20 protein-coding genes and 1 tRNA gene are annotated in these 23741 nt (G+C 67.8%); 10 read left to right on the top strand and 11 right to left on the bottom strand.

Annotated features, from left to right (window positions below):
• Positions 1–48 precede the first annotated feature (48 nt).
• Entirely contained in the window at positions 49–927 is an 879-nt protein-coding gene (gene htpX / locus DYQ94_RS11405) for a protease HtpX (RefSeq protein WP_160954561.1), read from the bottom strand.
• A 97-nt stretch (positions 928–1024) separates the two neighbouring features.
• Between htpX and gluQRS the strand changes: the two genes are divergently transcribed.
• The 3 genes from gluQRS (at position 1025) to phaR (ending at position 3471) form a co-directional block, all read left to right on the top strand.
• The gene (gene gluQRS, locus DYQ94_RS11400) at positions 1025–1924 is read left to right on the top strand and encodes a tRNA glutamyl-Q(34) synthetase GluQRS (protein ID WP_160954562.1); all 900 of its coding nucleotides are present in this window, start codon (positions 1025–1027) and stop codon (positions 1922–1924) included.
• Between the two features lie 84 nt (positions 1925–2008).
• Entirely contained in the window at positions 2009–2749 is a 741-nt protein-coding gene (locus DYQ94_RS11395) for a beta-ketoacyl-ACP reductase (RefSeq protein WP_024939297.1), read from the top strand.
• Positions 2750–2907: 158 nt separating this feature from the next.
• Positions 2908–3471 (top strand): polyhydroxyalkanoate synthesis repressor PhaR, encoded by a 564-nt coding sequence (gene phaR, locus DYQ94_RS11390; protein ID WP_024939296.1) that lies wholly within the window; start codon positions 2908–2910, stop codon positions 3469–3471.
• 47 nt (positions 3472–3518) lie between these two features.
• Here phaR and DYQ94_RS11385 read toward each other — a convergent pair whose 3' ends face one another.
• The 6 genes from DYQ94_RS11385 to DYQ94_RS11360 form a co-directional block, all read right to left on the bottom strand.
• Positions 3519–4469 carry a TraB/GumN family protein gene (locus tag DYQ94_RS11385; protein WP_160954563.1) on the bottom strand — a complete coding sequence of 317 codons (951 nt, stop codon included), beginning with the start codon at positions 4467–4469 and terminating at the stop codon, positions 3519–3521.
• 28 nt (positions 4470–4497) lie between these two features.
• Positions 4498–5436 (bottom strand): DUF1684 domain-containing protein, encoded by a 939-nt coding sequence (locus DYQ94_RS11380; protein ID WP_160954564.1) that lies wholly within the window; start codon positions 5434–5436, stop codon positions 4498–4500.
• Positions 5436–7307: a DNA mismatch repair endonuclease MutL gene (mutL, locus tag DYQ94_RS11375; protein WP_160954590.1), complete on the bottom strand. Its 1872-nt coding sequence runs from the start codon at positions 7305–7307 to the stop codon at positions 5436–5438. Before mutL ends, DYQ94_RS11380 begins: the two co-directional genes overlap by 1 nt.
• A 137-nt stretch (positions 7308–7444) precedes the next feature.
• Positions 7445–9145 (bottom strand): N-acetylmuramoyl-L-alanine amidase, encoded by a 1701-nt coding sequence (locus DYQ94_RS11370; RefSeq protein ID WP_126966066.1) that lies wholly within the window; start codon positions 9143–9145, stop codon positions 7445–7447.
• A gap of 70 nt (positions 9146–9215) precedes the next feature.
• Positions 9216–9716 (bottom strand): tRNA (adenosine(37)-N6)-threonylcarbamoyltransferase complex ATPase subunit type 1 TsaE, encoded by a 501-nt coding sequence (tsaE, locus tag DYQ94_RS11365; RefSeq protein ID WP_054592731.1) that lies wholly within the window; start codon positions 9714–9716, stop codon positions 9216–9218.
• Positions 9713–11200 carry an NAD(P)H-hydrate dehydratase gene (locus tag DYQ94_RS11360; protein ID WP_126966065.1) on the bottom strand — a complete coding sequence of 496 codons (1488 nt, stop codon included), beginning with the start codon at positions 11198–11200 and terminating at the stop codon, positions 9713–9715. The genes tsaE and DYQ94_RS11360 overlap by 4 nt, the downstream gene beginning before the upstream one ends.
• Positions 11201–11224: 24 nt before the next feature.
• Here DYQ94_RS11360 and queG point away from each other — a divergent pair, with 24 nt between their 5' ends.
• Both queG and xseA read left to right on the top strand, forming a co-directional pair.
• Positions 11225–12292, top strand: a complete 1068-nt coding sequence (queG, locus tag DYQ94_RS11355; protein ID WP_126966064.1) for a tRNA epoxyqueuosine(34) reductase QueG — start codon at positions 11225–11227, stop codon at positions 12290–12292.
• Between the two features lie 54 nt (positions 12293–12346).
• On the top strand, positions 12347–13687 hold the full coding sequence (xseA, locus tag DYQ94_RS11350; protein WP_160954566.1) for an exodeoxyribonuclease VII large subunit: 1341 nt from the start codon (positions 12347–12349) through the stop codon (positions 13685–13687).
• 235 nt (positions 13688–13922) lie between these two features.
• Here xseA and DYQ94_RS11345 read toward each other — a convergent pair whose 3' ends face one another.
• Together DYQ94_RS11345 and DYQ94_RS11340 are read right to left on the bottom strand one after the other, a co-directional pair.
• Positions 13923–15170 carry a virulence factor gene (locus DYQ94_RS11345; protein ID WP_160954567.1) on the bottom strand — a complete coding sequence of 416 codons (1248 nt, stop codon included), beginning with the start codon at positions 15168–15170 and terminating at the stop codon, positions 13923–13925.
• Between the two features lie 244 nt (positions 15171–15414).
• Positions 15415–17280: a formylglycine-generating enzyme family protein gene (locus DYQ94_RS11340; RefSeq protein WP_046345973.1), complete on the bottom strand. Its 1866-nt coding sequence runs from the start codon at positions 17278–17280 to the stop codon at positions 15415–15417.
• A gap of 97 nt (positions 17281–17377) precedes the next feature.
• Here DYQ94_RS11340 and rnd point away from each other — a divergent pair, with 97 nt between their 5' ends.
• The 5 genes from rnd (at position 17378) to DYQ94_RS11315 (ending at position 21144) form a co-directional block, all read left to right on the top strand.
• Entirely contained in the window at positions 17378–18472 is a 1095-nt protein-coding gene (gene rnd / locus DYQ94_RS11335; RefSeq protein ID WP_160954568.1) for a ribonuclease D, read from the top strand.
• A 473-nt stretch (positions 18473–18945) separates the two neighbouring features.
• Positions 18946–19347: an H-NS histone family protein gene (locus tag DYQ94_RS11330; protein ID WP_039516171.1), complete on the top strand. Its 402-nt coding sequence runs from the start codon at positions 18946–18948 to the stop codon at positions 19345–19347.
• A gap of 88 nt (positions 19348–19435) precedes the next feature.
• A tRNA-Ala gene (locus tag DYQ94_RS11325) sits at positions 19436–19511 on the top strand.
• 172 nt (positions 19512–19683) lie between these two features.
• Complete coding sequence (locus DYQ94_RS11320) at positions 19684–19860, top strand: hypothetical protein (RefSeq protein ID WP_162839012.1); 177 nt, start codon at positions 19684–19686, stop codon at positions 19858–19860.
• 204 nt (positions 19861–20064) lie between these two features.
• The gene (locus DYQ94_RS11315; RefSeq protein WP_160954569.1) at positions 20065–21144 is read left to right on the top strand and encodes a sensor domain-containing diguanylate cyclase; all 1080 of its coding nucleotides are present in this window, start codon (positions 20065–20067) and stop codon (positions 21142–21144) included.
• 222 nt (positions 21145–21366) lie between these two features.
• On the opposite strand, the gene DYQ94_RS11310 is transcribed toward DYQ94_RS11315, so the two are convergent.
• Together DYQ94_RS11310 and DYQ94_RS11305 are read right to left on the bottom strand one after the other, a co-directional pair.
• Positions 21367–21876, bottom strand: coding sequence for a chemotaxis protein CheW (locus DYQ94_RS11310; RefSeq protein ID WP_160954570.1), 510 nt, complete (start codon positions 21874–21876; stop codon positions 21367–21369).
• A gap of 11 nt (positions 21877–21887) precedes the next feature.
• Complete coding sequence (locus tag DYQ94_RS11305) at positions 21888–23546, bottom strand: methyl-accepting chemotaxis protein (RefSeq protein WP_160954571.1); 1659 nt, start codon at positions 23544–23546, stop codon at positions 21888–21890.
• Positions 23547–23741 lie beyond the last annotated feature (195 nt).

The following is a 23741-nucleotide window of genomic DNA, read 5'->3' as shown; positions in this document are numbered from 1 at the left end:
GGACGCGGGTTTTTTGTTGGACGGCACGCATCGGTTGGCGCTACTGTCTTACATCGCCGCACCGTTGGCGGCGCGCAGCGCGGCGATACGCTCGGACAGCGGCGGGTGGCTCAGAAACAGCCGGCGCAACCCATCGCCACCACCGCCGGAAATGCCGAACGCCTGCACCTGCGAAGGCAGGCTGTTCTGGCCATGGTTGAGCGACAGGCGCTCCAACGCGGCGATCATCTTGCCGCGGCCCGCCAGTTGCGCGCCACCGGCATCGGCGCGGAATTCGCGGCGCCGCGAGAACCACATCGCGATCATCGTCGCGAACAGGCCGAACACCATCTCCAGCACGAACACGATGATGAAGTAGGCAAAGCCGCGGCCACCGTCGCGGTTGCCCGACATGGCGCTGTCGATGACGCCGCCGACCACGCGCGCCAGCACGATCACGAAGGTATTGAGCACGCCCTGCAGCAAGGCCATGGTGACCATGTCGCCATTGGCGACATGCGCGATTTCATGGCCCAGCACCGCCTCGGCCTCGTCCTGGCTCATGTTCTGCAGCAGCCCGGTGGACACCGCCACCAGCGCGTTGTTGCGGTTGGCGCCGGTGGCGAAGGCATTGATCTCCGGGCCGTCGTAGACCGCCACTTCCGGCATGCCGATGCCGGCCGCCTCGGCCTGGCGCCGCACCGTCGCCAGCAGCCAGCGCTCGGTTGGCGTGCGCGGCTCGCTGATCACCTGCGCGCCGGTGCTGCGCTTGGCCATGAACTTGGACAGCAGCAACGAGATGAACGAGCCGCCGAACCCGAACACGGCCGCCATCACCAGCAGGCCGCTCATCTGCGCGGGATTGACGCCCAGCACCGACATCACGATGCCGGCCAGCATCAGCACCGCAAAATTGGTCAGCAGGAACAGGAAAATGCGGTTGAACATGGTGCGACGACTCCACGCGAGCAGGATGGACTGCAGCGGATCTGCGGTCGTCAGCGCTTGAAATCAAGCGATCACCTGACCGACGATTCAGCCGATCATGCCAGCTCTCCCCTACCGCGGCCGCTTCGCACCCTCCCCGACCGGCCCGCTGCACTTCGGCTCCCTGCTAGCGGCATTCGGCAGCTGGCTGCTGGCGCGGCATGCCGGCGGTCAGTGGTGTGTGCGCATCGAAGACATCGATCCACCGCGTGCCGAACCCGGCGCCTCCGCACGCCAACTGCGCACGCTGGCCGCCTTCGGCCTGCACTCGGACTTGCCGGTGCTGTATCAATCCGAGCGCCACGCACAGTACGACGCCGCCGTCACCACCTTGCTGGAGGCGGGACTGGCGTTCGAATGCAGCTGCAGCCGGGCCGACCTTGCCGGCATGGGCGGCATCCACCACGCCTGCGTGGCGCCACTGGGCGCCCGCCGCGCGGTGCGCCTGCGGGTGCCGCCACAGCCGCCGGTCGGCTTCGACGACGCGCTGCAGGGCCATGTGGTGCAGGACGTGCATGCCGAGGTCGGCGACGTGGTGCTGCGCCGCGCCGATGGCTACTGGGCTTACCAGCTGGCGGTGGTGGTCGACGATGCCGCGCAGGCCATCACCGATGTCGTGCGCGGCGCCGACCTGCTGGACTCCACCCCGCGCCAGTTGTTGCTGCAGCGCGCGCTGGGCCTGCCGCAACCGCGCTACCTGCACCTGCCGCTGATCCTGGATCACACCGGCCGCAAGCTGTCCAAGTCGCACGCTGCGCCCGCGCTGGACGATGCCGATCCGCAACCGGCCCTGCACGCAGCCTGGGCCGTGCTGGGACAGCAGCCGGCAGCCTTGCCGCGCCGGGCGGCGCTGGACACCTTGCTGCAGCATGCGGTGCAGCATTTTTCGCCACAGCGGTTGCCCCGGCACCTGCATCTGGACGCGGACGGACGCGCATCGCAGCCCCGGCGTGACTAGAATTGCGCCCCGGCACTGGCGTCGGGCCAGGCAGCGCGCCTGTGCCCCGCCCGCCCCCAGTCTTACCTGTCCATTGGAGTCGTCATGACATCTCGCGTCGTATTGGTCACCGGCGGCACCGGCGGTATCGGCACCGCCATCTGCAAGCGCCTGGCCGACCAGGGCCACCGGGTGGCCAGCAACTTCCGCAATGCCGAAAAAGCCCAGGCGTGGCAGCAGCGCATGCAGACCCAGGGCTACGATATCGCCCTGTTCCGAGGAGATGTGGCGTCCTCCGAACATGCGCGCAGCCTGGTCGAGGACGTCCAGGCAGCGCTGGGGCCGATCGAAATACTGGTCAACAACGCCGGCATCACCCGCGACACCACCTTCCATCGCATGACTGCCGAGCAATGGCATGACGTCATCAACACCAATCTCAACTCGGTGTTCAACGTCACCCGCCCGGTGATCGAGGGCATGCGCCAGCGCGGCTGGGGACGGGTGATCCAGATCAGTTCGATCAATGGTCTGAAGGGCCAGTACGGGCAGGCCAATTACGCGGCCGCCAAGGCCGGCATGCATGGCTTCACCATTTCCCTGGCACGCGAAAATGCCGCGTTCGGAGTGACCGTCAATACCGTGTCGCCGGGGTATGTGGCCACCGACATGGTGATGGCGGTCCCTGAAGAGGTGCGCGCCAAGATCGTTGCCGACATCCCCACCGGCCGCCTGGGCCGGCCGGAAGAAATCGCCTATGCGGTCGCATTCCTGGTCGCGGAAGAGGCCGCCTGGATCACCGGCTCCAACCTGGATATCAACGGCGGCCACCACATGGGCTGGTGAGCTTTGCTGCAACTTTGCGATGCAGCATAAAAACCCTTGAAAATCATGCTGCGCAACATTTTTTATGTGTCTACTTAAGAAAATAAGGCCTTGTGGCGGTTGCAAGGGCTGCTGCGGTGCGCCATCCTGCGCGCACTATCGTTGTGAGTGAACGTTCCATGGCCGGACTTCGCATCATCAAGAAGTATCCCAATCGCCGTCTCTACGACACGGAAATTTCCAGCTACATCACCATCGAGGATGTGCGTCAGCTCATCATCGACGGCGAAGAATTCGAGGTACGCGACGCCAAGAGCGGCGAAGACCTCAGCCGCGCAGTCTTGCTGCAGATCATTGCCGACCGCGAGCAGGACGGCGAGCCGATGCTGTCGACCCAGTTGCTGAGTCAGATCATCCGTTTCTACGGCGACTCGCTGCAGGGCTTCATGGGCAACTACCTGGAGCGCAGCATGCAGGTGTTCCTGGATCAGCAGCAGCAGTTCCGCCAACAGATGGGTAACCTGCTCGGGCAGACCCCGTGGGCGATGATGAACCAGCTGACCGAGCGCAACCTGGAGTTGTGGCAGGAGTTCCAGCGCAACTTTGGTGCCGGCTTCGGCCGTCCTGGCGGCCCCGGCACGCCGCCGACCCCGCCGGGTGCCAGCGGCATGGGCAGCGGCCCGATGGGCACCGGCACGCACGGCACTGCCGGCAGCGCCGGCAAGGCCCGCAACCGCGGGTAACCCACGCGCGGCGCCGGGAGCCGTGACACGCTCCGCGGCGCCACCGATCAGCGGCTTGCCTGCCCCGCGCAGGCCGAGCAGATCCGCTCCACGTGATAGCCCCGTGCGCGCAGACGCTCCACCACGCCATCGCTTCCCAGCAGGTGCAGCGCACCGACCACCACCAGCGTGGTCCCGCTGCCTTTGCCGAGCCGCTGCTCCAGCCGCGGCACCCAGCGCGCATTGCGCTCGACATTGATGTCCTGGTACAGCGCCGGGTAGTGCTGCCGCATTTCTTCGGCCATCTGCGTGGACAGGGTACGCACATCGCCACTGCGCCAGGCCGCGTGCAGCTGACGTAGCTGATCGTTGCCGCCGGCATCGTCCAGCGATTCCTCCAGCAGCTGATGCTGTTCGGTGGGCGACATGCCATCGAGCAAGGCAATCTGCTCTTCGGCACGCTCCAGCCCATCGGCCGGTTTGCCACCGGCCTGTGCCTGCGCCATCAGGTAATGATCCAGACCGGCGTTCGGGTCCATGCCTTGCCGGCTCATCTCCGCCAGGCTGATCGTCAGCGCCACGAACCAGGGTTCCAGGGTCTGCAAGCTGTCCACCGGCATCCCGTGTTTGCGGGCATAGGTGGTCAGCGCCTGCCAGGTCTTCGGATCCAGTGCGTCCTGCAGGCGACGCCCGTCGCTGCGCCGCGCCGCCTGCAGCATGCGGCCGGCCAGCTCGGGCGACTGCGCATCGGAGGGCGGCAGTTCGAACACCAGCCGGTCGGCCTTGGCGAAAGCCTGCATCACATCCGGCGACAACGGGTAATCACTGGGCTTGAGCACATGGAACGAACCCAGCAGATACAGCGTGCCGCCCTTGCCATCCACCTTCCACAACAGCGGCACCGGCGGACCGGCCGGCGCCTCGTTGCCGGCGCGCGCCCAGGTCGGCGCGACCGCCCCGCTCCATAACGCCAGAGCGATGACCGCACTGCTGGACCAGGCTATCAACCGGGCGCGCATGCTTGCCTTCACCACGTTGGTCTCCACGTCAGTGCGGCACCTTGTAGGTCTTCTCGCCGGCCGACACCGCCAGGTCGATGCGGTTTTCCGGCGGCGGCAGCGGACAGGTCGCAAACGGAGTGAACGCGCACGGCGGGTTGTAGGCACGGTTGAAATCGACGACCACATGCCCGGAGGCGTCGGGCACGTCCAGGTCGAGAAAGCGCCCGGCCGGATAGCTGCCGTGCCCACTGGTGCGGTCGGCGAACACCACGAACATCGGCCGCCCGGGTTCGCCGATGGTCTCCAGCCGATACGCCTTGCCATCGCGCTCGAAGGTGATTGCCCCGGCGTTGGGCTGTTCGCTGCTGATGCCGACGATGTCCACGATCGGAATGGTCTTGCCGACATCATTGGGCACATAGCGCGCACTGATGCGCCAGGACGGATCGACCGGCCAGTAGTCCAGCCCGGCGAAGTGGCTGCGCGATGGCGCGTCGGCATGCTTGACCCGCAGCGCGTTGCGGTCGCCGCGATGGATCAGGCTCAACACGCCCTTGCCGCCATCGAAATGGATGAAGGTCGGCTGCGGGTCGCGATCGGACTGAAAGCGGATCCTGCCGGTCAGCGGCTTGCCGTCGACGGTCAATGCTGCGCCGCGCTCGGGCACGAACCAGACCGTATCGGCCTCGGTCGCGACCATGCCCATCTTGGGTGGCCCGACCGCCAGCCTGATGCCGCTATCGGCACTGCTGCCGATGTAATGCGCCTTCAGCGACAGCCAGTGCAGGCCGACCAGGCTGGTCCAGCCATCGGGCGCGCGCAACTCGGTCAGGCGCGCTTCGCGCCAGGCCGCGTTGTCGGCCAGGAAGGCCTTGTCGAGTGCGGCCGGCGCTGCCGGTGGCGATGCATCCTTGCCGCAGCCGGCCAGCGCCGCACACACCAGCATGCCGAGCAGCCAGCGGTTCCCCTTGTGCAATACAGCCATCAGCGCCCCCTCAGGAACCAGCGATCGATTTCTCCCAGCGTAAACCGTGCCCAGGTCGGTCGGCCATGGTTGCATTGGCCCGAGCGCTCGGTGACTTCCATGTCGCGCAGCAGTGCGTTCATTTCCGGCACGGTCAGGCGCCGGTTCGCGCGCACCGCGCCGTGGCACGCCATCGTGGAGAGCAGTTCGTCGCGCGCACTGGCAATGCGCCGGCTCTGGCCATGCTCGCGCAGATCGCCGAGCACATCGCGCAACAACGCCTCCGGGTCGGCATTGGCAAGCAGCGCGGGAATGCTGCGCACATGCAGCGACTGCGGGCCGGCGCGAGTGATCTCGAAGCCCAGGCTGGCCAGCGTGTCGGCCTCGCGCTCGGCGGTGTCGGCCTCGCGCTCGCCCACCGCCAGCGTCATCGGCACCAGCAGCGGTTGTGCGTGCAGGCCGATGCTGTCGTGCGCGTTCTTCAGCCGCTCGTAGCCGATGCGTTCGTGCGCGGCATGCATGTCCACCACGATCAGGCCTTCGGCGTTCTCGGCCAGGATGTAGATGCCGTGCAACTGCGCGACGGCATACCCCAGCGGCGGCACGCCACTGTCCGCGGCAGTCGCCGGCAAGCCCATGCCGGCGCCCTCCGGCAAGGTGGCAGACTGCTGCTGCGCGCCACTGGACGGCGGCGCATACAGCGCGCTGTAGGCCGCACGCGCCTCGTCCACGCGCAGCCCCAGTGGAGTCTGCGATGGCGTCCACTGACCATAGCCGGCACCGCCGCCACCGCCTCCGCCTCCGCCTCCGCCTCCGTAGTTTGGTCGGTCGAGCATGCCGCCCGGCGCCGCAACCGCGTCGCTGGCGCCCTCGGTGCCAAGGCTGTTGGGCATCGCACCGGCACGCGTATGCGTCAGCGCGTCCTGCAAGGTGCGGTAGACAAAGTCGTGGATCAGCCGCGCCTCACGGAAACGCACCTCGTGCTTGGCCGGATGCACGTTGACGTCCACGCGCGCCGGATCCAGTTCCAGGAACAGCACGTAGGCCGGCTGGCGACCATGGAACAGCACATCGCCATAGGCCATCTTGACCGCGTGCGCGACGCTGCGATCGCGCACCGAGCGGCCATTGACGTAGAGATACTGCTGGTCGGTACTGGCGCGCGAGTAATGCGGCTGCGCGACCCAGCCATGCAGCCGCAGGCCGGCGCCACTGTGATCGACGCGCAAGGCCTGCCGCGCGAAATCCTCGCCCAGGGTTTCGCCCAGCCGCGCATCCGAATACAGATCGCCCGGCTTGTAGCGACGCGACGGTTTGCCGTTGTGCGAGACCCGCAATTCCACGTCCGGGCGCGCCAACGCCAACGAGCGCAGCCATTCTTCGATATGCCCCAGCTCGGTGCGCTCGGCACGCAGGAACTTGCGCCGCGCCGGCACGTTGAAGAACAGCTCGCGCACTTCGACCGTGGTGCCGGGCGCATGCGCGCGTGGCATCACCTCGCTCAGGCGCCCGCCATCGATCTCCAGTGCGGAGCCATGTTCGGCATCGTGGCGCCGCGAGATCAGCGTGAAACGGCTGACCGAGGCGATCGACGGCAGGGCTTCGCCGCGGAATCCGAGCGTGGCCACGGTCTCCAGATCGTCCAGCGATGCGATCTTGCTGGTGGCATGCCGCGACACCGCCAGCGGCAGTTCGTCGGGGGCGATGCCGCCACCGTTGTCGCGGATACGGATCAGCCGCACGCCGCCCTCTTCCAGCTCGATATCCACGCGGGTGGCGCCAGCATCGAGTGCGTTTTCGACCAGTTCCTTGACCACCGACGCAGGCCGCTCGACGACTTCGCCGGCAGCAATCTGGTTGATCAGGATCTCGGGGAGCTGACGGATCGCCATCAGCACAGGCGCTCGCACTGGACGCAGACTGCAGAGCGCATCGGGGGTGTCGCAGGCAAGACAGAGGTCGGCACGGCAATCCGGCGGCGCGCAGGCGCCGTCATCAAGGAATCAGTGCGGAATGATAGCCGAGCGGCTCAGCGGCTGCCGCCGGCCACGGTGCCAGCGCTGGCATCGGCTTCGGCCTGTGCGCGCGCGGCAAACAGGGTGCCCGGCGGCGGCTGGCGGGTGAAGAAGGTATCGATGCCATCCAGCACGGCCGAGGCGATCTTGCGCTGGTAGGCCGGGTCGATCAGCCGGCGCTCTTCGTCCGGATTGGAAATGAAGGCGGTTTCCACCAGCATCGCCGGCATGTCGGAGGTGCGCAGCACCGCAAAGTTGGCGCGCTCCAGCTGCGGCTTGTGATTGTTGCCGATCCGCTTGAGGCCGCCGAGCACGTGCCCTGCCGCATCTTCGGAGGCCTTCATGTGGCCGCTCTGCGCCAGGTCCAGCAACACGTTGGCCAGCGTGCTTTCGGTCTGCTGCAGACGCACGCCGCCGACCAGGTCGGCGGCATTTTCCTTGTCGGCCAGCCAGCGCGCGCGCTGCGAGGAGGCGCCCTTGGTCGACAGTACATAGACCGACGAGCCGGTCGCACTGCGGTTTTCGGCAGCGTCGGCGTGGATGGAGATGAAGATGTCGGCCTTGGCGGCGCGTGCCTTCTGCGCGCGCATCGGCAGCGGAATGAACACGTCGGTATCGCGCGTCAGGTAGGCCTTCATGCCGGGCGTGGCATTGATCTGGCGCGCCAGTTCGCGGCCGACTGCCAGGGTGACGTCCTTTTCGCGCTTGCCGGTGGGGCCCATGGCGCCAGGATCCTGGCCGCCGTGTCCCGGATCGATGGCCACGATCAGCGGCCGCATACCCGGTGCCATCTTGATCCGCGAGGCCTCGCTGGGCAGCACCGGACGCGGCGGCAGGTCATCGCTGTCCGCCGAGGCCATACTGCCGGCAGCCGCATTCGGCATGGCCGCCATGGCATTGGCGGATGCAGCACCCAGCGGCGCGCTGCCGCCATTCAAGATCGCAGCCGGCGATGCGGCGTTGCCTGGCAGTGCCGAGCCGGGCGCGGCACCGGCGGTGGAGACGGTGACGCGGTTCGGGGTGCCGGCGGTGCTTGCGGGCGTGGCCGTGCTGGTCGTCACCGCGGTCGTGGCGGTGCCTGGACGCGGTGTCGGCACGCCGGTGGCGACCGTGGTCGGTACCGGTGCCGGAGTCACGCTGGGCATGGCCGACGCAGGCACATACGGTGCGGGCGCCGGAGCAGGCGGCACCACCGACGCGCGCTGCGCAGACGCCGCCAACGCAGCGGTTGCGCGGGCGGCTTCCGATTGTGCATTGGCCGGGCGCGGCGGCGGCGCGGCAGGCGCGGCGGTGGTGGCCACCGTGCCGGCAGCCGGCGGATCGCCCGGCCACTCGATCACCAGGGTGGATGCACTACCCAGCGTCTGCATCTGCGGCTTCAACGGCGTCACCGGCGTTGCCAGCTCGAATACCACCCGAAAGGTGCCCGGCACCGGTTGACCGGTACGCACCGACGTCACCAGGCCGGCAGCCGGCGGCAGCTTCAGGCCACGCACACCCGAGGAATCAGGAAAGTCCACCACCAGCCGATTGGGGTTGGCCAGCGACAGCGTCTTGAATCCGCCGCTACCGGCGAGCTGGATCTCCGCACGCGTGCCGGTGGGACCGGTGCTGACGCCTACGCCCTTGATTTCACCGGCCCACGCAGCAAAAACCGCCAGGCTGAGGCTGGCGGTCACGGTGGAAACACAGAACTGGCGGAACCCCGGTGTCATGGCGCTGGATTCAATCACCCAAACGTGGGAATTGCAAGGTGATTTCCCTTAATAATCCACAACCTGGCGTTCATTCTTCCTGTGAGCTGGCACAAAGGGACTGCAACTGAGGCAAGTCCGACAGCCGCCTCAGCCAGTCGCGGCCGGTTTCGCTGCGGCCCAGCAACGTCACGCTGCGCCCCTCGCCGTCGACTGCCAGTTCCACGTCCAGATCCACCGGCGGCAATGCACCAGCGCCGCGTTCCGGCCATTCGACCAGCCACAGGCTGGCGCTGCCCTCGTCGAGCCCGAGAAAATCCAGTTCCCCGGCCTGCCCGATGCGGTACAGATCCAGGTGCCAGGCCTCGTCGCCAGTGCCGAGCGGATAGCGCTCGACCAGCGTGTAGGTGGGGCTGCGAATCGGCCCGGTGACGCCGAGTGCGCGCAGCAGGGCGCGCGCCAGTGTGGATTTGCCGGCGCCGAGATCGCCGTGCAGTTGCACCATCGCGCGGGTGGGCCGCACCGCGGCCAGGGCCTGTCCCAGGGTTTCGGTGGCCTGCGCATCGACCAGGTGTGCGCTGAGTTGGCTCATGCAATGGCTCCGGCATTGGCGAGGCGGCGCAGTTCGGGCAGCAGATCGGTCGGCAGCAGGCCGCGCTCGCCCGCGCGCGCCGCTGCATCGCCGGCACAGGCATGCAACAAGGCGCCCAAGCTGGCGGCATCGAAGGGCGACCAGCCCTGGGCCAGCAAGGCCGCGATCACGCCAGTCAGCAGGTCGCCCATGCCGCCGACCGCCATGCCCGGATTACCGGCATCGATGATGCGCGGCACTGCGTGCGGCGCGGCGATCACGCTGCCGGCGCCCTTGAGCACCACCACTGCATCGAAACGTTTGGCCAATGCGTCTGCGGCAGCCAGTCGATCCTGCTGAACCTGCCTGGTCGACATCCCCAGCAGACGTCCAGCCTCGCCGGGATGCGGGGTCAACACGCGCGGGCCGCGCGCCGGCACCGGGTTGGCAGCCAGCAGATTCAGGCCATCTGCATCGATGACGAGAGCGCTGTCCAAGGCCAGCACCGCGCGCCACAACTGCTGCGCCCAGGCGTCCTGCCCCAGGCCCGGACCCAGCGCGACCACGTCGGCGGCGTCAGCCAACGCGGCGATGTCGTCGTCGGCCTGCACCGCGCGCACCATCGCTTCCGGGCAACGCGCCAGCAGCGGCGCGACGTGCTCGGCGCGGGTGGCGACCTGCACCAGCCCTGCCCCGCTGCGCAGGGCCGCTTCGGCGGTGAGCATGACCGCGCCGCCGCTGCCGAGGTTGCCGCCGACGCACAGCACGCGACCGGACTCGCCCTTGTGCGTATTGCGTCGCCGCGGGCGCAACTGCGCGGCCAGGGCGTCGATGTCCCAGCTGTGCGCGGCCGGCGCCAGGCCGTCGAACGCGGCATCCGGCACGTCCAGCGACGCGGTTGCGCGCGTACCGGCATGCTCCAGCGCATCGCCGGTATAGAGCCCCAGGTGCGGCACGATGAACTGCAAAGTAGCCTCTGCGCGCACCGCGGCACCGAAGGCCACGCCATGATCGGCATCGATGCCGCTGGGCACATCCAGCGCAAGCACCGGCACACCAGCGGCGTTGATGGCGTCGATCAAGGCGGTGGTCTCGGCGTCGGGCGCGCGGTTGAGGCCGATGCCGAACAGCGCATCGACGATCACATCGGCCTGCGCCAGCGGCGAGGGAAACAGCTCGATCGCACCGCCCACGCCCAGATAGTCGGTACAGGCGCGTTGCGCCAGCGGCGAGGCCGGGCCGTGCTCGGCAAGATGCACCACCTGCACCTGGCGCCCGGCCCGCTGCGCCAGGCGTGCCAGCACATAGCCATCGCCACCATTGTTGCCGGTGCCGCAGACCACCACGATGCGGCGCGCCTGCGGCCAGCGTTCCAGCAGATGCTGCCAGGCGGCCTGCCCGGCGCGCTGCATCAAGATGTAGCCGTCGCCGCCGAGCAGCGTGGTGGCCTGCGTGTCCAGCCTGCGCGCGGCAGCGGTGTCGTAAAGATCGAGCGGTGCGTACATGCCGGGAATTCTATACTTGTCGCCATGTCTGCCGTCCTTGCCCGCCCCGACCCCAATGACGCTGCCGCGCGCATCCGTGCGCTCGCGCGCGAGGCGGGCTTCCAACGCTGCGGCATCACCGGCATCGAGCTCGGCGAAGACGAGGCGCATCTGCGCAGCTGGCTGGAAGAAGGCCTGTACGGAACGATGCACTGGATGGCCCAGCACGGCGACAAGCGTTCGCGCCCGCAGGAGCTGGTGCCGGGCACCTTGCGCGTGCTGTCGGTGGGCATGGACTACGGCCGCAAGGACGACACTGAGGCCTGGAACACCTTGCACGACGGCCGCCGCGCCTACGTGGCGCGCTATGCGCTGGGGCGCGATTACCACAAGCTGATGCGCAACCGGCTGCAGAAACTGGCCGAGCGTATCCAGGGCGAAGTCGGCGCGTTCGGCTATCGGGTCTTCGTGGATTCGGCACCGGTGCTGGAGCGTGCGCTGGCGCGCAATGCCGGGCTGGGCTGGATCGGCAAACACACCTGCCTGATCGATCGCAATGGCGGCTCATGGTTCTTCCTGGGCGAGATCTACCTCGATCTGCCCTTGCCCATCGACACCCCGGCCACTGCGCATTGCGGCACCTGCACGCGCTGCATCGACGTCTGCCCGACCCAGGCCATCATCGCCCCGTACCGGCTGGATGCGCGCCGCTGCATCGCCTATCTCACCATCGAACACGACGGCGCGATTCCCGAGCAGATGCGCAAGCCGATCGGCAACCGCATCTTCGGTTGCGACGACTGCCAGCTGGTCTGCCCGTGGAACAAGTTCGCCCAGCGCACCGACGAAGCCGATTTCCGCGCCCGCAACGAGCTGGATGTGGCGACGCTGCCGCAGCTGTTCGCCTGGGACGAAGACGAGTTCCTGCGCCGCACCGAAGGCAGCCCGATCCGTCGCAGTGGCCATCAGCGGTGGCTGCGCAACATCGCGGTCGGCCTGGGCAATGCGCCCGGTACGCCGGAGGTGTTGGCGGCGCTGCAAGCGCGCCGCCACGACGCCTCGGAGCTGGTGCGCGAACACGTGGGTTGGGCGCTGGCGCAACACGGCTTGTGAGGTCCCGCCCGATGCGCTCACGCATGCGCATCGCCGCTGCGGGATAATGCGGCGATGGCCGACCGCAACGAACAGATCCTCACCCCCAGCCAGCTCAATACGCTGGCACGCGACCTGCTGGAAGGCAGCTTTCCGCTGGTCTGGGTGGAGGCAGAGCTGAGCAGCGTCACGCGCCCGTCCTCGGGCCATCTGTACTTCACGCTCAAGGACGCGCGCGCGCAGATCCGTTGCGCGATGTTCAAGCCCAAGAGCACCTGGCTGAAGTTCCAGCCGCGCGAAGGGCTGCGCGTGCTCGCGCGCGGACGTCTCACGCTGTACGAAGCGCGCGGCGACTACCAGCTGGTACTCGACCACATGGAAGAGGCTGGCGAAGGCGCCCTGCGCCGGGCCTTCGACGAACTGCGTGCGCGCCTGGCCGCCGAAGGTCTGTTCGACGCCGAGCGCAAGCAGCCGTTGCCGGCGCATGTGCGGCGGCTGGCAGTGATCACCTCGCCCAGCGGTGCGGCGGTGCGCGACGTGCTCAGCGTCCTGGCGCGCCGCTTTCCGTTGCTGGAAGTGGCCCTGCTGCCCTCGCTGGTGCAGGGCGACAGCGCCGCGGCGCAGATCACCTCGTTGCTGCAGCGCGCCGATGCCTCCGGGCGCTACGACGTCATTCTGATCACCCGCGGCGGCGGCTCGCTGGAAGACCTGTGGGCCTTCAACGACGAACGCCTGGCCCGCGCGATTGCCGCCGCGCACACGCCGGTGGTGTCGGCGGTCGGGCACGAGACCGACTTCAGCCTCAGCGATTTCGTGGCCGACGTACGCGCGCCCACGCCCTCGGTGGCGGCGGAGCTGCTGGTGCCCGATCAGCGCGAGCTGGTCGCGCGCGTGCGGCGTGCGCATGCCCGCATGGCCCAGCTGCAGCAGCACGCGCTGGGCAATGCGATGCAGCGCGCCGACCGGCTCGCCCTGCGCCTGCGTGCGCACAGCCCGCAGGCGCGGCTGCAATTGCTGCAACGCCGGCAGCAGGACGCCGGCCGCCAGCTGCGCGCGCGCATGACCCAGGTGCTGGAGCGTCTGCAGGCACGCCTGCAACGGACGCAGGCGCGCCTGCACGCGCACAACCCGCAACGTGATCTGGCCAGGCTGCAGCAACGACTGCGCGCACTGCATCCGCAGGCAGCGATGCAGCGGCGCTTGCAGCACGATCAACTGCGGTTGCGCAGCCTGGCACGCTCGCTGGAAGCGGTCAGCCCGCTCGCCACCGTCGCGCGTGGCTATGCCATCGTGACCCGCCCTGCCGATGGCAGCGTGGTGCGTAGCGCCGCCGAGGTCAGCGCCGGCGAGCGCCTGCGTGCGCAGCTGGCCGATGGCAGCATCCAGGTGCGGGTCGAACCAGGCAACGACGACTGACGGCGGTAACCACGCGTGCTGCCTGGTTGACGCGGGCGATCAGCAAGCGCACACGCTTCGCTTTGTCGCGATAACGATGAGCTGCAGGGCGGTCGCCCGAGCAGCGTCGTGGATTGGGACAGAGGGAGCGCCGATGCGGCGTCACCCGCTTTACCCGGGCGGGCCACACCTGGGGCGGGCCCTTCAACACGCCACCGACCGCTCCGCATGCCCGCCGGCAGGCCTCGCACGCTTTTTATCCATGACTGGGCGTCTGCGCGGCCTGCTGCCAGCCCTGCAGCAGCAGCCCGGCCAGCACCACCGGATCATGGTCGAAGTGATGCCCGCCCGGACGCGCCACCACCTGCACGCCACGCGCGCGCAACTCCGGGCAAAGCGTGTCCTTTTCCTGATCGCCATAGATGCATTGCAGGCGATGCGCGTCCAGCGACTGGATCGCCGGCTCCACATCGCGCTCGGCATCGTTATGCCAGCCAAGCCAGCCACCGACACGCACCTTGAAATCGGCTTGATGGGCAAGGCCGAGCAGGCTGACAAACTGCACCGATGCGCGCTGCTGCGGCGACAGCTCGGGATAGGCAAACGGCAGCACATCGGCGCCGAACGAGTAGCCCACCAGCGCGACATGGTGGATATGCCAACGCTGTTGATAGGTCGCAATCACCCGATCCAGGTCCGCCCCGACCTGCTGCGGCGTGCGGCTGGCCCAGAAGTAGCGCAGGCTGTTCCAGCCCACCACCGACACGCCCTGCTGCTGCAGTCGCGCGGCAATGCCCTTATCGAGTTCGCGCCAGCCGCCGTCGCCGGACAGCATGACCACCATGCGGTCGCTGCCGGGCGCATGCAGCTCGACCAGCGGCAGATCGCCCACGCCCTGCGCCTGGGCCGTCAGGAAATGGCCCCGGGTGGCCGCAGCGATCTGCATGGGGCTGGCAGCGTCGACCAGGTCGTCAAGGAAGCCTTGATTGGCATCGGGCACGTCGCGCGAGCAGGCCAAGCCGCCACCGCTGGCGTCGCCATCGGCGACAACCGCGCCGCTCAGCACGTCGGGCGCGGCCGAGGCCAGCGCCTGCCGCGCCAGCACCGCGCCATCGCCCTGCCCCACCAGCACCGGCGGCAGGAACGCGTCGACATGCTCGGCGCGCAGCAACTTCTTGCCCAATCGCTCGGCATCGTCGGCCAGGGAGCTGCAGGCTGCGTGATGCGCGCGCACCCGTTCGCGATAGCTGGCAGTATCGACCACCGCGACCAGCGCGCCGTCGTTGCTCAGCATCTCGGCAAGCCGCTGGCCGTCCTGCGCATGGCCGCTGTCGGGCAACAGCACCACCATGGCCTTCGGCGTGCCTTCCGGACGTAGCACCTCCACCGAGCGGTAATGCCCGGCAGTATTTCCGTCCTGCAGATGACGCGCCACGGCGTAGCCACTGCCGCCGATCAGCAGTGCCGCGATGACCCAACGAAACACCTTGATTCCCCAGTCCATCACCGCAATCCTCGCAAGCGCTGGCGCTTGGACCGCGGCCGAGGCGGCCGGTTCCATGGCGATTGCGGGCAGCGTTCGCTGCGGTTAAGCCTGCGCGTCCTGGTCCTGCGGCGGTAAAGGCTAGGCCCTGCCTAGGGCGTTGCGGCGGACGGGCACTGCGGGGGGCGCAAGCCACCCGGACGGCACGGCGATCGATCTGCGTGCCGGCGCAAAACGCGCATGCGCACGGACTTGCAGCTGCGCCCTAGATCCCGCGCGCTACGCGGAAGCCGATCCGCGCACTGGTGCTGTCCGAGTCCTGCGACTGCCGCCAGGCCGCACGCGTCTGCTGCGGCGAGTTGGCCCAGCTGCCGCCGCGGATCATGCGCTGCCGGCAGCCGGGATTGAACCAGGCGGCACCGTCGGCCGGCGCGCGACGATAGCTGGCATGCCAGCAGTCGGCCACCCACTCGCTCAGGTTGCCGCCCATGTCGTGCAGCCCCCAGGCATTGGCGCGAAAGCTGCCGACCGGCGCCGGACCCCAGAAGCCGTCGCCATAGCCGACAAAGCCGTTGTTCCAGTGCCGGCCGCTGCGCGAGACATCGTTGCCGCCGGTGAAGTTGCCCGCATCCAGCGGCGGCGAGCCGGCATTGCCCCAGGGATAGCGCCCGCTGGTGCCGGCGCGCACCGCGTATTCGAACTCGGCCTCGCTGGGCACGTGGTAATGACGGCCGGTCTGTTCCGACAGCCAGCTCGCATAGGCTTCGGCGTCGCGGATGCTGACGTGCATCACCGGGCTGTTGGGCGCGGCCTGCGCACCGTTGTAGTCGGACTGCCAATCCACCCCGCTGCGGCGGATGAAGTTGCCGCTGCGCTCGTCGTACACCACCGAGTGCCCGCGCCGGGTGGCACGCGGGCGCGCGCCGGTCGCCTCGACGAACTGGCGGAACTCGGCAACCGTCACTTCGGTGATCGACAACGCAAAGCCGCGCGCGAAACGCACGTAATGCGCCGGGCGCTCGTTATCGGAGGCGCCGGGCTCGGCATCGCCGGCGCCCATCTGGAACGCGCCATGCGGCACCACGATCATCTGCGGACCGCGCCCGCCGACCTTGAGCCCGTCGGTGAACACCTGCCCGGGGCGGAAGCTGCCGTAATGGGTGGCCAGTTCCAGCCGCCGCCGCAGATCGCCGGCCACCGCATCGCCCGGGTCGGCGATGCGCAGCACCTCGGCCAGTGTTTCGCCAGCCGCCTTGAGGCCGCGGGGCGAGGTGAGATCGTGAAGGCCGGCGTCGTGCAGGGCGGCGATCTGGGCACGACGCATGCGCTCGATGCGCGCACGTGCATCGGCAATGGTCGGTGCGCGCTCACGCACCTGCCCGGCCATCTGCAACCAGTAGCGTGCGCCGATGAAGTCGCTCGCCTCGGCCGCCTGCTCGGCGCGTGCCAGCAGGCCGCTTTCCACTGCAGCCAGCCCCTGGCGCGTGCGCGGGTTGTCCGGATCCAGCTGCGCCGCATCGCGAAAGTTCACCAGCGCCCCATTGCCGTCCTCGCCCAGGCGGCCGCCACGCAGATCCTCCTCGCCGGCACGGTTGAAGCTCAGCACCCGCTGTGCGGTTTCCACTGCGCGCTGCAGTGCGCGCACCTTCGGGTCCTGCGGAGCGAGCGCCAGCGCCACGATGGCCAGCTCACGCGCCTGTTCCAACGCGCTGTCCTGACGGTCGGTCTGCGCGATCAGCGCCTGGCCGCGCTCGATCAACCGGCGCCGCGCCTGCTCCAGTCCGCGCCGGCTGGCCGCGTCCTTGCCGTCGGCGCGTTGCTGGATTGCCAGATACAGCGGAATCGCATCGTCGGCGTCGCGATAGAGCCGATCGTCCTTCAATGCCTGGTCGGCGCGCTTGCGCACCTGCGCCAGCGGCTCATCGCCCAGGTCCACTGGCGGCGGCTGCCATTGCGTCACGGTTTCGGCGGATTCTTCGCCACCGATGGACACATTCGGCTTGCTCGGCACCGCGGCGGCGGCGGCAGGTTGCGGCGCAGCGGCAGGCGCCGGCGTCGGTGTCCGCGAACAGGCGCACACGCTTAGCGCAACCAATGCCCATGCTGCGATCCGGTTACCGCACTCACCCACCACCTGCTCCTTCCAGTGCTCTGCCGCACGACAGGCGATCGCGACGTTAGGCTATTCTGCGCGTTCTGCGCAAACCCTTGCTGTCGACGGAAATCACGTGCCCCATTGGATCACCCACCCCTCCGAGCTGAGCGAACGCCTGCAGGCATCGCGTCCGTCCCGCATTGGCCTGGATACCGAATTCATTCGCGAACGCACCTACTGGCCGCAACTGGCGCTGGTGCAGATGGCCATCGGCGAGGAGATCCTGCTGATCGACCCGCTGATCCCGGGCATGAACGAGGCGCTCAGGGAATGGTTGACCGCCACCGACATCGTCAAGGTGATGCATAGCGCCAGCGAGGATCTGGTCACCTTCAAATGTGCGTGCGGGGTATTGCCGCGGCCATTGTTCGATACCCAGATCGCCGCCGCGCTGGCAGGTGTGGGGGGTGGCATGGGCTATCAGAAACTGGTGCAGGAAGTGACCGGCACCTTGCTGACCAAGGGCGAGACGCGCTCGGACTGGATGCGTCGCCCGCTGTCGCCGGCGCAGCTGGAATACGCCGCCGACGATGTGCGTTACCTGTTCGCCATCCACGACGAACTCACCCGCCGCCTGACCGAGCAGGATCGCCTGGGCTGGCTGGCCGAAGACGCCGAGCGCCTGCTCGCCACGGTGGAGCATGACGATGGCGAGCGCTGGCCGCATGTGAGCCTGCGCACCGCGCAGTTCCTGGAGCCTGCAGCGCAGCGCCGCCTGTTGCGCCTGTTGCGCTGGCGCGACCTGCAGGCGCGCCAGAGCGATCGCCCGCGCAGCTGGATCCTGGACAACGAACTGGCCAGCCAGCTGGCGCGCTTTCCGCCCGCCGATCTGGACGCCTTGCTGCGCCAGTTCGACAAGTTTCCCAAGGCGCCGCGCAAGCTCGCCGCCGCAGTGTGGGAAGCGCTCAGCACGCCGTTGCCCGACGAGGACCATGCACCGCTGGCGCAAGCCGCCACCGACGGCAACAAGGCCGTGCTCAAGCGCCTGCAGGATGCGGTGGCCCAGCGCAGCCGCGAGCTGGGATTGCCCGACGGCATCCTGGCCTCGCGCCGGCATCTGGAAACCCTGATCGAACAGCGCAGCTGGCCCGCACCGCTGGGGCAATGGCGCCGCGAAGCGCTGGAAGCGCAGCTGACGCCGCTGCTGGAAGACGCTGCAGCGCAGTGAGGTGATGTAGTGGTCGCTAGGCCGCGCATCCCACGCGGCCGTGGTGATGCGGGCAAGGCGCAGACGGCCGTACGCCAGCTGCGTCTGCACATCGCCGACCGCGGATCAGATCAGAAATTCAAGCAGCATCCTCTTTGCATTGCCGCATCTGCCCTTGCACAGCGCGCTATCGAAACCGGCGCAGTCCATCGGACATGGTTGGCCATCATGCAGTCAATCTCTGGCCGGCGCCGCACGGAGATGTCATCCCGCCTGGCCTGCTGCTGTATCGTTACGGCCGGGGTCGCCGCCTGCGCAAGCATGCTCGGCGACCTCGCCAGGACACTGCGAACCCGCGACCAGACCCTGTGAATAGCCTGCTCGCGTCATGTGCAGGTGCAGGCACACGCAACGGCCGCCCCCGGGCCACATGCCATAATGACGCGTGCCCATCGGGCAACGTCTCCACCCCCTTATTCCGAGGCCATACCTCTGTGAGCAATACCACTTCCAAACTGGATTCCATCGCACAAGCCAAAGCCAAGCTGCTGGACGAGCTGCAGAAGCTGGAAGAACAGGAAAAGACCGAGCGCGCGAGCGAGGCATCCTCTGCGCATGCCACCATTGTCTCGCTGCTTGAGCAGTTTGCCGGCCATTTCAACACCAAGCAGCGCAACGATATTGCCGCTTACCTGGGTACCACCGCTGCACGCAAGGAAGTGGTCAAGAGCGGCCGTAGCGAAGTCAAGCCGAAGTACGAACTGCCGCACACCGGCGAGACCTGGTCCGGCCGCGGCCGCACGCCCAAGGCCTTCGCCGCCTGGGAAGGCTCGGTGTCGTACAAGGAATGGAAGGCCAAGAACCCGGACCTCAAGTTCCCGCTGGTCCGCGAGTGATTGCCGCAGGATCGCGCCTGCGGGCGGCGATCCAGGTCGCCGGACTGCTTGGCGAATCGCGCGACATGTGGTTAGAATCCAGGCACGTGGGGCGGTAGCTCAGCTGGGAGAGCGTCGCGTTCGCATCGCGAAGGTCGAGGGTTCGATCCCCTTCCGCTCCACCATTGCTTCAATCGTAAAGGCCTCGGAAACGTCATGTTTCCGGGGCTTTTCCGTTCTGGGTCCCTGCACCGGCAGCGCGTCGGCCTGGTGCATACCAGGCCCCGGTACGGCCATGTCGCTAGGATCACATCGCGCGCGCTAACGTCCGTTTCATCACCATCCCGGACGTAAGCCATGAGCAACAAGCAGAGCCAGCCCGACAAGGCCGCCGACAATCAGCACGGTGTTTCGGAGAGCCAGCAGGATCGCAAACAGGATGAGGCCGCCAAGCAGCGCCCCGGGCAGAAGGACATGCAGATCCATGACGAACAAACCCGCCGCCCCAAGGGCAACGACGGCCAGGGCGAATGAGGCGCCCGGCGAGGCGGCCCTGCAGCGCGTCAGCGTGGAGTCGCTGCCACTGACCTGCCCTGCCCGATGTGGCAAGATCGGTGACGGGCGTCATCCGCTGGGGTGGATGAGGTCTGCGCCAACCAACGCGTGCGACGGTCCAAGACACGGTATCGCCATGCGCACATCCATCGCCTGACGGCGCCTTGTTCCGGTGGTCTATCCATGCAGATTCCTGATGCGTCCGCGTTGCACCTCTTCCACGCAACGCTGCTGCCGCGCAACGCCGCCGTTGCAGCGCAGCTGCCGGCGAACGAAGACGAACGTCTGGCCGCATTGCAGGACTACCAGCTGCTGGACACTGCACCGGAGCCGGTCTACGACGCCTTCGCCTCGAGCGCGGCCGAGGTCTGCGGGACGCCGATGGCCCTGATTTCGCTGATCGACACGCAGCGCCAGTGGTTCAAATCGAAACTGGGCATGGCGCCACGCGAAACCCCGCGCGAACTGTCGTTCTGTGCGCACGCGATCCTCGAACCCGATCAGGTGATGGAGGTTGGCGACACCCACCAGGATGCGCGCTTCGTGGGCAATGCGCTGGTCACCGGCGAGCCGCAGATCCGCTTCTATGCCGGCGCCCCGCTGCTGACCTCCGATGGGATCGCGCTGGGCACGCTATGCGTGCTGGATCGCACACCCCGGCGCCTGTCGGCAGCCGAGCGCGACGCACTGCAGGCGCTGGCACGGCAGGTCGTCGACACCATCGAGCTGCGCCGTGCGGCCAAGCTGGTCGAGCTGGACGCGCTGCGCGACGAACTCACCGGCATGTGGAACCGCGCCGGTCTGGAACATGCGCTGCAGACACACGCACAGAGCTCGCCCACTGCCGCCACGCCATCGCTCGCCCTGGCGCTGATCGAGCTGGATGGCTTCAAACGGCTGAGATTGCAGGCGGGCGCCGCGGCAGCGGATACAACGCTGATCCAGGCTGCCAGGGTGATCGAAGCGCAGTTACCGGATGCCGCCACGGTGGCACGATTGAGCCGGGATCAACTCTGTATTGCCTTGCCGGAAACAGCGGCAACCACGGCAATGGAGCTGATCGAGGCTGTGCGCAAGGCGATCGAAGCGGCCAGCTGGCCAGCCGGCGCACTGACGATCAGCGCAGGGCTGGTCGAGGTGGCAGCCGGTGCCTCGCTCGACAGCAATGCCTTGCTGGCGCGCGCGCGGCACGCCCTGCAGGGCGCGATCGGCAATGGACGCAACCGCGTGCAGCGCTTCAATGGCTGGCATCTGCAGGACTGAGCGGCAGACCGCGCGTGGGCTCGGCGAGGTAGGCCAGCAGGGCGCTGATCGACACGACTGCGCAACCTTGAATCGCTAGATCGATGCCTGTGTACGGCTGCAGGCTTTCCACTTACGACCGCAGTGCACACACACCCGCCAGCGCGCCTGTCTTGCGTGGCTAACGCGTGTAGCGATCAGCTGCCAGGCGGCAGCCGTATCGCCAGCTGCGCTTGGCCAGGCTCAGGCTGCCAGGGCATCGGTGGTGCCGGCGATTTCGTCCACCTGCAGCACCTGCTCCATCTCCAGCAGCACCACGAAGCGCTCGCCCACCTTGCCCATGCCGCGCAGCAGGTCGCGGCGGATATGCGTGCCGAACGATGGCGCCGCTTCGATGTCCTGATCGGCCAGTTCGATCACCGCGTTGACCGCATCGACCAGCACCCCGATCACCTGCGTTCCCTGCGCCTGCTCGGTGGCCAGGATCACGATGCAGCTGCGCTTGCCGATCGCGCTGTCGGCACGCCCCAGCCGCGACTGCAGATCCACCACCGGCACCACCGCACCGCGCAGGTTGATCACCCCGCGCACGCAGGCCGGCATCGACGGCACCGGCGTGGGTGCGCGGTACTGAATGATTTCGCGAATGCCAAGAATGCTGATGGCGAAGGTTTCGCCATCCAGCTGGAAGGTCAGGTACTGGGCCGCCGCATCGGCGTCGCCAGGCATCACATCGGGGGTCTGTGCAGTCATCGATCGGTCTCTCAGAAGCGGGCGAACTGGCCTTCGTCCGGGCCCTCGGACATCGCATAGGCCGGTGCTGCGTCACTGCGCCAGCCGCGCGCACCGGGCGCACGTGCCGGGCGTGCGGCCGCCACCTTGCCGCGCTTGGGCGGCGTGCTCGCCGGCCCCTGCCCGCCCAGGCGGAAGAACGCCATGCTCTGCTGCAACTGCTCGGCCTGCGCGCTCATTTCCTCGGCAGTGGCGGCCAGTTCTTCGGATGCGCTGGCGTTCTGCTGGGTGGTCTGGCTCAGCTGCACCACCGCCGAATTGATCTGGCTGACACCGGAGGATTGCTCTTCGGAAGCCGCCGAAATCTCCTGCACCAGGTCCGAGGTGCGCTTGATGCTGGGCACGATGGTGTCGAGCAGACGGCCGGCGCGATCGGCCAGTTCGACGCTGGAACTGGCCACCTCGCCGATCTCCTGCGCGGCCACCTGGCTGCGTTCGGCCAGCTTGCGCACCTCGGCGGCCACCACGGCAAAGCCCTTGCCGTGTTCGCCGGCGCGCGCCGCTTCGATCGCTGCATTGAGCGCGAGCAGATTGGTCTGATACGCGATGTCGTCGATGATGCCGATCTTCTGCGCGATCTGCTTCATCGCCTGGGTGGTGGCGACCACCGCTTCGCCGCCTTCGATGGTCTCCTTCGCGGCCTGCGTGGCCATGCCATCGGTGATGCGGGCGTTTTCGGTGTTCTGGCTGATCGATGCGGTCATCTGCTCCAGCGAGGCGCTGGTTTCCTCCACACCGGCGGCCTGTTCGCTGGCGGCCTGCGACAACGACTGCGCGGTGGCGCTGACTTCCTCCGACGCGCTGGCCAGGGTTTCGGCACTGGTGTTGACCTCGCCGACCACCTGCGACAGCTTCTGCACCATCGTGCGCATCGCTTCGAGCAGCTGCGCGGTTTCGTCGCGGCCATGCACGTCGATGCGCATGGTCAGATCGCCTTCGGACAGCCCGTTGGCCACCGTTACCGCGCGGCGGATCGGGCCGGTGACGCTGCGGCTGATCACCACGCCGAGAACCGCGCCGAGCAGCACACCGCCGCAGATGATGGCCATCAGCAGCTTGGAGCTGCGCGCGTGGATGCTGCCGGCCTCGGCATTGGCCGAGGCAGCGCTGCGCTCGCGCAGGCCGCTCAGATCGGTCATCAAGGTATCGACTTCATCCGAGCTGGCACGCACCGCACGCGAGAGTTCGGCCAGTTCCGGGTTGGCGTCACGCAAGGCTTCGCGGTTGGCGGCGTCGATGAAGCGGCCGCGCTCTTCCAGGTATTTCTGCCAGGCGCGGTCGAACTGCGCCAGCTTGTTCCTGCCTTCCTCGGTCTGGAAGCTGGAACGCGCGCGCGTCATGTAATCGACCACCTTGGCGGTGTACTTGTCGATGTTCTGCACATGCGACTGGCGCTCTTCGGCGCTGCTGGCCAGCAACAGATTGGCACGTGCGCGGCCGGCGTAGATCAGATTGATATTGGCCTCCTTGACGTTCGACAAGCCGAGCAGCTCGCGCTCGTAAAGCGAGGTCGACAGGTCGCTGATCCGACCGGAGTTGGAATAACCCACCCACCCGATGCCTGCGCCGATCGCCGAGACGATCAGGAACGCCACGATCAGCCTGGTTCCGATTCTGAAGTTGCCTAACATTGGGGAGTTCTCTTGAAGGTGGTGCATGCGCGACCTGCGTTGCAGGGTCGCCCGGTGGCCTGGTGCGGGTGCCGCTCACTGTGTGCGGCTTGTCTAACCAATCGCTAATGGCTATCGGCGACGGCAAAACGCGCTTGAGACGCAAACGGCACTTAACCGCGTATTCACACCATCGGATATGCGCTTTTGTGACCG

Origin of the sequence: Xanthomonas sp. LMG 8993 (assembly GCF_009835065.2) — a bacterium.
GTDB classification, from domain to species: Bacteria; Pseudomonadota; Gammaproteobacteria; order Xanthomonadales; family Xanthomonadaceae; genus Xanthomonas; species Xanthomonas arboricola.
This window is presented reverse-complemented; position numbering and strand designations above follow the sequence as displayed.

Coding starts and splice junctions, on each gene's coding strand:
- DYQ94_RS11395 (WP_024939297.1), top strand. CDS start 2,009: ATGACATCTCGCGTCGTATTGGTCACCGGCGGCACCGGCGGTATCGGC.
- xseA (WP_160954566.1), top strand. CDS start 12,347: ATGGCCGACCGCAACGAACAGATCCTCACCCCCAGCCAGCTCAATACG.
- phaR (WP_024939296.1), top strand. CDS start 2,908: ATGGCCGGACTTCGCATCATCAAGAAGTATCCCAATCGCCGTCTCTAC.
- DYQ94_RS11305 (WP_160954571.1), bottom strand. CDS start 23,546: ATGTTAGGCAACTTCAGAATCGGAACCAGGCTGATCGTGGCGTTCCTG.
- mutL (WP_160954590.1), bottom strand. CDS start 7,307: ATGGCGATCCGTCAGCTCCCCGAGATCCTGATCAACCAGATTGCTGCC.
- DYQ94_RS11320 (WP_162839012.1), top strand. CDS start 19,684: ATGAGCAACAAGCAGAGCCAGCCCGACAAGGCCGCCGACAATCAGCAC.
- DYQ94_RS11360 (WP_126966065.1), bottom strand. CDS start 11,200: ATGTACGCACCGCTCGATCTTTACGACACCGCTGCCGCGCGCAGGCTG.
- gluQRS (WP_160954562.1), top strand. CDS start 1,025: ATGCCAGCTCTCCCCTACCGCGGCCGCTTCGCACCCTCCCCGACCGGC.
- DYQ94_RS11315 (WP_160954569.1), top strand. CDS start 20,065: ATGCAGATTCCTGATGCGTCCGCGTTGCACCTCTTCCACGCAACGCTG.
- DYQ94_RS11385 (WP_160954563.1), bottom strand. CDS start 4,469: ATGCGCGCCCGGTTGATAGCCTGGTCCAGCAGTGCGGTCATCGCTCTG.
- DYQ94_RS11310 (WP_160954570.1), bottom strand. CDS start 21,876: ATGACTGCACAGACCCCCGATGTGATGCCTGGCGACGCCGATGCGGCG.
- DYQ94_RS11370 (WP_126966066.1), bottom strand. CDS start 9,145: ATGACACCGGGGTTCCGCCAGTTCTGTGTTTCCACCGTGACCGCCAGC.
- DYQ94_RS11345 (WP_160954567.1), bottom strand. CDS start 15,170: ATGGACTGGGGAATCAAGGTGTTTCGTTGGGTCATCGCGGCACTGCTG.
- queG (WP_126966064.1), top strand. CDS start 11,225: ATGTCTGCCGTCCTTGCCCGCCCCGACCCCAATGACGCTGCCGCGCGC.
- htpX (WP_160954561.1), bottom strand. CDS start 927: ATGTTCAACCGCATTTTCCTGTTCCTGCTGACCAATTTTGCGGTGCTG.
- DYQ94_RS11380 (WP_160954564.1), bottom strand. CDS start 5,436: ATGGCTGTATTGCACAAGGGGAACCGCTGGCTGCTCGGCATGCTGGTG.
- tsaE (WP_054592731.1), bottom strand. CDS start 9,716: ATGAGCCAACTCAGCGCACACCTGGTCGATGCGCAGGCCACCGAAACC.